Origin of the sequence: Salipiger sp. HF18 (assembly GCF_011806505.1) — a bacterium.
Taxonomy (GTDB): Bacteria; Pseudomonadota; Alphaproteobacteria; order Rhodobacterales; family Rhodobacteraceae; genus Salipiger; species Salipiger thiooxidans.
Genome location: NZ_JAATOS010000234.1, coordinates 1 through 6,295 on the forward strand (window position 1 = coordinate 1; position 6,295 = coordinate 6,295).

At 68.0% G+C, this 6,295-nt stretch carries 9 protein-coding genes and 1 pseudogene; 5 read left to right on the top strand and 5 right to left on the bottom strand.

The features are described 5' to 3' along the window. Window positions 1-189: 189 nt before the first annotated feature. Window positions 190-393: a hypothetical protein gene (locus HC022_RS16900; RefSeq protein ID WP_167453209.1), complete on the bottom strand. Its 204-nt coding sequence runs from the start codon at window positions 391-393 to the stop codon at window positions 190-192. Between the two features lie 184 nt (window positions 394-577). After that, window positions 578-1,138, bottom strand: a complete 561-nt coding sequence (locus tag HC022_RS16905; protein ID WP_040384666.1) for a L,D-transpeptidase — start codon at window positions 1,136-1,138, stop codon at window positions 578-580. A gap of 144 nt (window positions 1,139-1,282) precedes the next feature. Between HC022_RS16905 and trxC the strand changes: the two genes are divergently transcribed. Further along, window positions 1,283-1,714, top strand: a complete 432-nt coding sequence (trxC, locus tag HC022_RS16910) for a thioredoxin TrxC (RefSeq protein ID WP_040384669.1) — start codon at window positions 1,283-1,285, stop codon at window positions 1,712-1,714. 15 nt (window positions 1,715-1,729) lie between these two features. Here the strand turns inward: trxC and HC022_RS16915 are convergent, their stop codons facing one another. The 3 genes from HC022_RS16915 to fliL are packed head-to-tail and all read right to left on the bottom strand — an operon-like array spanning window position 1,730 to window position 3,295. Beyond that, the gene (locus tag HC022_RS16915) at window positions 1,730-2,365 is read right to left on the bottom strand and encodes a MotE family protein (RefSeq protein ID WP_167453210.1); all 636 of its coding nucleotides are present in this window, start codon (window positions 2,363-2,365) and stop codon (window positions 1,730-1,732) included. Beyond that, window positions 2,362-2,727: a hypothetical protein gene (locus tag HC022_RS16920; RefSeq protein WP_008886783.1), complete on the bottom strand. Its 366-nt coding sequence runs from the start codon at window positions 2,725-2,727 to the stop codon at window positions 2,362-2,364. Before HC022_RS16920 ends, HC022_RS16915 begins: the two co-directional genes overlap by 4 nt. 10 nt (window positions 2,728-2,737) lie before the next feature. Next, window positions 2,738-3,295 carry a flagellar basal body-associated protein FliL gene (gene fliL / locus HC022_RS16925; RefSeq protein ID WP_008886943.1) on the bottom strand — a complete coding sequence of 186 codons (558 nt, stop codon included), beginning with the start codon at window positions 3,293-3,295 and terminating at the stop codon, window positions 2,738-2,740. 117 nt (window positions 3,296-3,412) lie between these two features. Here fliL and fliF point away from each other — a divergent pair, with 117 nt between their 5' ends. The 4 genes and pseudogenes from fliF to HC022_RS16945 form a co-directional block, all read left to right on the top strand. Further along, the gene (gene fliF, locus HC022_RS16930; RefSeq protein ID WP_167453211.1) at window positions 3,413-5,038 is read left to right on the top strand and encodes a flagellar basal-body MS-ring/collar protein FliF; all 1,626 of its coding nucleotides are present in this window, start codon (window positions 3,413-3,415) and stop codon (window positions 5,036-5,038) included. After that, window positions 5,035-5,640 carry a hypothetical protein gene (locus HC022_RS16935; RefSeq protein ID WP_008887120.1) on the top strand — a complete coding sequence of 202 codons (606 nt, stop codon included), beginning with the start codon at window positions 5,035-5,037 and terminating at the stop codon, window positions 5,638-5,640. The genes fliF and HC022_RS16935 overlap by 4 nt, the downstream gene beginning before the upstream one ends. Beyond that, window positions 5,633-5,920: a FliM/FliN family flagellar motor switch protein gene (locus tag HC022_RS16940; RefSeq protein WP_008887219.1), complete on the top strand. Its 288-nt coding sequence runs from the start codon at window positions 5,633-5,635 to the stop codon at window positions 5,918-5,920. The genes HC022_RS16935 and HC022_RS16940 overlap by 8 nt, the downstream gene beginning before the upstream one ends. A 3-nt stretch (window positions 5,921-5,923) precedes the next feature. Next, window positions 5,924-6,295 (top strand): annotated as a pseudogene (locus HC022_RS16945) (flagellar biosynthetic protein FliP); the annotation flags it as partial.

Consider the following 6,295-nt stretch of genomic DNA (forward strand, 5'->3'; position numbering starts at 1 on the left):
TGGGTCTGGGTCTGGGTCTGGGTCTGGGTCTGGGTCTGGGTCTGGGTCTGGGTCTGGGTCTGGGTCTGGGTCTGGGTGACCCTGCGGAGATGCGTCTTACGCAGACCCGCCCGGATCGACCTGACCAAGTTTGCGATTACGAGCCCGTCCACCGGGTGCCATCGCCCCTTGCGACCGTCCTGCCAATGATCAGTTCGGCGCGGTTGCGGCCATAGCCTTGGAACTGGCGCCGCGGCGCAGGGCAGCTGCAATGAAGGGGAGCAGCCCCAGACCGAGCGCGAGGGCGAAGTAGAGGGTGACGGCAGAGCCGGCCGACCATCCGAATATGCCCCAGGCGGTGAAACCACCGAAGAAGCCAAGAAAGCTGCCCATCAGAAGCGCGATAACTGCCATGCGACTCTCCATCTCCACCCCCCGGTTTAGGTCCAAAGTCCTTACAAGTCGTTAATCGCCACGGATTCGGGCGCGAATGTGGCACGGAACGGGCGCGAGCCGGCTTGGCAGTGGGGCAAATGGATAGGGCCGCACCGATGTGGCGCGGCCCCGGACTGGCCTGATCAGGCGATCTGTTTTCCGCTCAGAGAACGGTGACCGGCGTGCCGACGGGCACGCGGTTGTAGAGGTCGATGACATGCTCGTTCAGCATCCGGATGCAGCCGTTCGACACCGAGCGCCCGATCGATTGCGGCTCGGTGGTGCCGTGGATGCGATAGAACGTGTCGCGCCCGTTCTGGAACAGGTAGAGCGCGCGGGCCCCGAGCGGGTTCGTCGGGCCGCCGGGCTGCACGTAGTCGTTGTTGCGGAAGCGTCCATAGGAGGACGGGTCCCGCTCGATCATTTCCTGCGTCGGACGCCAGGTCGGCCATTCCTTCTTGACCTGGATGACCGCGTCCCCGGTGAACTCCAGCCCGGCGCGGCCGACGCCGACGCCGTAGCGGATGGCCTGGCCCGGTGCGGTCACGAAATAGAGGAAATGCGCACGGGGCAGGATCAGGATCTGGCCGGGCAGGAGGTCGGCCTTGATGCGGACCTGCTGCGGGCGAAACTTCTCTTCGACTTCGAATGCGTGGGCCGGAAGGCCTGCGGCAATCGCGGTCCCGGCAGTGGCGGTGGCAATGAAATTGCGACGGGTGATCATGGACAAAGCTCGAATTCCCTCGGGTCAGCGGTTCTCATTCTCTCCAGCCCTAACGCGAAATCAATGCGGAGTTTCCTCCGGGGATTGTCACGATGGCGTGGGGGACACATATATGTTAAAATGAATGTGAAAAAGGGGCCAATCATGGTCAAATTGATCTGTTTCGACTGCGGGCAGACCAACCGCGTGCCCGAGGACCGGCTCGACGCGGGTCCGAAATGCGGAACCTGCGGCGCCGCGCTGGTCGAAGGCAAGGCGCGCGAGTTGGATGCGTCGACGCTGGCGAAGGCGATTCGCACCGACGAGATGCCGCTCGTGGTGGACTTCTGGGCGCCCTGGTGCGGGCCCTGCCGAATGATGGGGCCCGAGTTCTCGAAGGCGGCCGGTGCGATGAAGGGGCGGGCACGGCTGGTCAAGGTCAACACCGAGATGCACCCGCAGGCCGCCGCGTCGTTCGGCATCCGCGGCATCCCGACGATGATCGCCTTTTCCGGCGGGCGCGAGGCAGGCCGGCAGTCGGGCGCCCTGCCCGCGGCGCAGATCGAGGCCTTCGCCTCGGGTGCCGGCCGTCGCTGAGCCCGCATCGTCAGGTCACTGGCGGGGCGCGCCGGCGTTGCGCCCCGCCAGCATGACGCTGATCGTGTAGGCCTTTTGCGGTGTCAGCCCGGCCATGATCGCGGCGGCGGCATCGGGCCTCATTCGGGCGAGAAAACCTGCGGCGAACTCAGGATCCATCTCTTCGAAGAGGATGGCGGCCTGCTTGGGCTTCATGGTCGCATAGACCTGCGTGAGCCGCTCGACGTCGTCCTCGGCGGCGCTCTGTGCGGTGGCGAGGGTGGCGCGGAGCTTCTGTTCGGCCTCCTCCATGGCGACGAGCTTGCGCTCGATCTCGGCCTCGGCGACCGAGAGCGCCTGCATCCGGGCCTGAATCGCCTCCTCCCGGGTGGCGACGCGTTCCTCGCGCTGGCGCAGCGCCTCCAGGATGGGCGCGATATCCTCCTCGGCGGCGCAGGAGAGCGGATCCTGCGCGTCATGCTTCGCGGCGGGCTGGCCCGCGTGATCGCCGCTGGGTTCCAGCGCAAACGCCGCGCCGGCCTGCACCGCGAGGCGCGCCACGGCCGAAGCGATGAGCAATCCCCCGATCACCGCGAGCACCCCCTTGTTGCGACGGCGCGGACGCCGGGTGGGTTTGCCCTTGGCGGGCGTCTTGCGCAGCCACGATATCATCGCGAGGCCCCGCGCGCTGGATGGCGGAAGAACACCGGTTCCGGCTCGTCGCCGGGCCTGGATGCGGGCTCGGCACCGGCGGGCAGGTCGTGCATCGAGGCGAGCATCAGCTCGAGCCGCTTCGCCACGTCCTCGGCCCGGGTGGTGAGCGTCTCGAGCGAGGCGGAGGAGTCCTTGGCCGCGGTCTGCGCCGCCCCCAGCGTGCGCGTCAGGTCGTCGACCTGCGCCGAGAGCACCGCGACCGCGCCGCCGACCCCGTTTTCGAGATCGGTGAAGCGCGACAGGCGCCGGGACAGCACGAAGCAGTAGAAGCCGGCGCCCAGGGCACCTGCCGCGAGCAGGATGTCAGCGATCAGTTCCATCTGGGACCCCTCAATTCAGCACGAATTCCATGATCAGCAGGTCGCGCACGCGATCCTCGCCGGCCACGAGCTGGACCCGGCGCAGCATCTGCGAGCGAATCCGGATGAGCGCACCGGGTGCCTCGATGTCCGAGGGGTGCAGCGCGCGCAGGTAGTTGTTCAGAACGTCGACCACCCGCGGCTTCAGCGATTCGACCTCGGCCATGTGGGACGGCGGCACCTCGAGACTGGCGAGGAAGCGCAGGTGATGCATGTCCGAGCTCGGCCCCATCGAGATGATCAGCTGCGGCATCTCGATGAAGGCGACGTTGGCGTCGGGCAGGGGCGCGCCATGATCGTCGGCGGCATGCGGGTCGTGGGCGCCGGCCGCGGCGGTATCACCATGACCATCGGCGGGCGCGGTGTGGTCGCCCCCGCCACCGAATGGCAGCAGCCCCGAGAACGCGGCATAGAACCCGCCGCCGCCGCCCACGAGCGCCAGTACGACGCCGATAATCAGCGGCAGTTTCGAAGATTTCTTCTTCGGTTCTTCATCCTCGCCGGGGACATCCGCAGCGGCATCCGTCATGGGCCGACCTCTTCTTCAACCTCGCCCCGTTATAGCCCTGCAGGGACTAACCGATTGTTAAGCCTGATAGTCCAATGATGCGGGTACCGAGCAGAACGGTCGGAACGGAGGTTGGTCTTGCAACAACTCGCGCAAATCTGGGAGGGGCTCGGCGCCCGGCGGCGGATCATCGTCCTCGCCGCGACGGTGGGCGTGATTCTCGCGGTCCTGACCATGGCGCGGATGGCGGGGACGCCGTCCATGGCGCTGCTCTACGCGGGGCTCGAGAATGGCGCCGCGGGTGAGGTCGTCGAGGCGCTTGAACAGCGCGGCGTCGTCTACGAGGTGCGCGGCGGCGCCATATTCGTGCCCGAGATGGAACGCGACGCCCTGCGCATGACCCTCGCGAGCGAGGGGCTGCCCGCCAATTCCAACAAGGGATACGAGCTGCTCGACGGGCTGTCCGGGTTCGGCACCACCTCGCAGATGTTCGACGCCGCCTACTGGCGCGCGAAGGAGGGCGAGCTGGCGCGCACCATCGTCGCCAGCCCCTACATCGCCAGCGCGCGGGTGCACATCGCCAACAGCTCGGCCAATCCCTTCCAGCGTGACGTGCAGCCCTCGGCCTCGATCTCGGTCACCAGCACCGGCGAGGTGCTGTCGCCCGCCCAGGCGCGGGCCCTGAAATATCTCGTGGCCTCGGCGGTTCCCGGGCTCGTGCCCGAGCAGGTGGCGGTAATCGATGGCAAGGGCGGGCTGATCGGCGCCGAGGACGAGGTCGGCAGCGGCCCCACCGCCGAGGACAAGGCCGACCTGCTGCGCGACCGGGTGCAGCGGCTGGTCGATGCGCGCGTGGGGCTCGGCAACGCGGTGGTCGAGGTCAGCGTCGACACGGTCACCGAGAGCGAGACGATTCGTCAGCGCCAGTTCGACCCCGAGAACCGGGTGGTGATCTCGACCGACACCGAGGAGCAGTCGAGCACCTCGCAGGACACCGGAAGCGGCAACGTGACCGTGGCCTCGAACCTGCCGGACGGGCAGGCGGGCGGCGGCGACAGCTCTTCGAGCCAGAGCAACGAGACCCGCGAGCGGGTGAACTACGAGGTTTCCGAGACCATGCGCGAGGTGACCCGCGTACCGGGCGCCATCAAGCGGCTGACCGTCGCGGTGCTGGTCAACGGCACCTACGACACCGCCGCCGACGGTACCCAGCTTTTCGTGCCGCTGCCCGACAACGAGCTGACGGCGCTGCGCGATCTCGTGGCCTCGGCGGTCGGCTTCGAAGAGCAGCGCGGCGACGAGATCACCATCCGCTCGCTGCCCTTCGAGCGCCCCGAGGGTCTGGGCACCGGCCCGATCGAGCCCGACTGGTTCGCCCTGCAGCTCGATCCGATGATGCTGATCCAGATGGCGGTCCTGGCGCTGGTTGCGCTGATCCTCGGCCTCTTCGTGGTGCGCCCGATCCTGACCGGTTCCGCCCGCGCGGCGCTGCCGGGGGCGGAAGGCGGCGCGCTGGCGCTGCCCTCGGGCGGCACCGTGCTCGACGGTGAAATCGACGACGGCGACGAGGGCTTCGCGCCACTGGCGGACCTGGGCAGCGGCGAGGGGTTCGGAGGCGGGTTCGGCGGCATGGGCATGGTCGATTTCGACTCGCCCGTGGCCGAGGACCCGGTGGACCGGCTGCGCAGCCTCATCGAGCAGCGCAAATCCGAGACGGTCGAGATCCTGCGCAGCTGGCTTGACGAGAAGGAAGAGGCGCAATGACGCGGCTCGCGGAGGTGCTCGAGGATTTCGGCAGCGCGGTGGCCACGCCCGCGGCGCCGGCTGCGCTGCATGACGACGGCGCGATCGAGGCGGCGCGGCTCGAGGGGTTCGACACCGGCTACCGCGCGGGCTGGGACGACGCGATCAAGGCGCAGAACGACGACCACGCCCGCATCGCCAGCGATTTCGCCCAGAACCTGCAGGACCTCTCCTTCACCTATCACGAGGCCTACAGCCAGGTGCTGAACGGCATTTCGCCGCTGCTCGAGGACGTGGTGGGCAAGCTGCTGCCCGGCACGCTGCGCGATACGCTCGGCCTGCACATCTCGGACCAGCTGGGCGCCATGGCGCGCGAGATCGGTGCGCTCGAGGTGCAGATCGCCGTGGCGCCCGGAAACGCCGAGACGGTCACTCCGCTGATCGAGCAGGACTTCGGCTTCCCGCTCACGCTGGTCGAGGATGACACGCTGACCGACGGGCAGGCCGATATCCGCTTCGGAGAGACCGAGAAACAGATCGACCTGAGCGGCCTGCTGAGCGACGTCGCGCAGGCGGTGCAGGGGTTCGTGCACGACAACCGGAGAAAGAACTCCCATGGATGACCAGACCGAAGCCACGCGCCCCGAGACCGCGACGCCCTTCACCTCGGTTCCCATCGAGATCACCGTCTCGGTGGGCCGCGCGCGGCCGCTGGTGCGCGACCTGCTGAAGCTCGGCGAAGGGTCGGTGCTGACGCTGGACAAGCGGCTCGAGGACCCGGTGGAGCTTTACGTCGGCGACCGGCTGATCGGCATCGGCGCGCTCGAGGTGCTCGAGGGCGGCGAGAACGGCCAGCTCGCGGTGCGCCTGACCGAGGTGGTCGACCTGAAGAACCCGTCCTGAGCGATGCGCCGGCTCATCGCGCTTACGGGATTTGCGCTGCTGATGCAGGTCGGCCCCGCCGCGGCACAGGAAATCACCCTGAACCTCGGCGAGGGTGGCTCGGTCACCGCCGCGAGCCTGCAGCTCATCGCCCTGATCACCCTGCTGAGCCTCGCGCCCGGCATTGCGATCATGGTGACCTGCTTCCCGTTCCTCGTCACCGTGCTGTCGATTCTCCGGCAGGCGATCGGGCTGCAGCAGTCGCCGCCCAACATGCTGATCGTGAGCCTCGCGCTCTTCCTCACCTATTTCGTCATGGAGCCGGTGTTCACCGAGGCCTGGACCAACGGGGTCGCGCCGCTGCTCGACGAGCAGATCGAGGCCCGCGAGGCCTTC

Bases quoted from the DNA above. Each gene is read 5' to 3' on its own strand.
- trxC (WP_040384669.1), top strand. From the start codon at position 1,283: ATGGTCAAATTGATCTGTTTCGACTGCGGGCAGACCAACCGCGTGCCC.
- HC022_RS16935 (WP_008887120.1), top strand. From the start codon at position 5,035: ATGACGCGGCTCGCGGAGGTGCTCGAGGATTTCGGCAGCGCGGTGGCC.
- HC022_RS16900 (WP_167453209.1), bottom strand. From the start codon at position 393: ATGGCAGTTATCGCGCTTCTGATGGGCAGCTTTCTTGGCTTCTTCGGT.
- HC022_RS16940 (WP_008887219.1), top strand. From the start codon at position 5,633: ATGGATGACCAGACCGAAGCCACGCGCCCCGAGACCGCGACGCCCTTC.
- HC022_RS16915 (WP_167453210.1), bottom strand. From the start codon at position 2,365: ATGATATCGTGGCTGCGCAAGACGCCCGCCAAGGGCAAACCCACCCGG.
- fliL (WP_008886943.1), bottom strand. From the start codon at position 3,295: ATGACGGATGCCGCTGCGGATGTCCCCGGCGAGGATGAAGAACCGAAG.
- HC022_RS16920 (WP_008886783.1), bottom strand. From the start codon at position 2,727: ATGGAACTGATCGCTGACATCCTGCTCGCGGCAGGTGCCCTGGGCGCC.
- HC022_RS16905 (WP_040384666.1), bottom strand. From the start codon at position 1,138: ATGATCACCCGTCGCAATTTCATTGCCACCGCCACTGCCGGGACCGCG.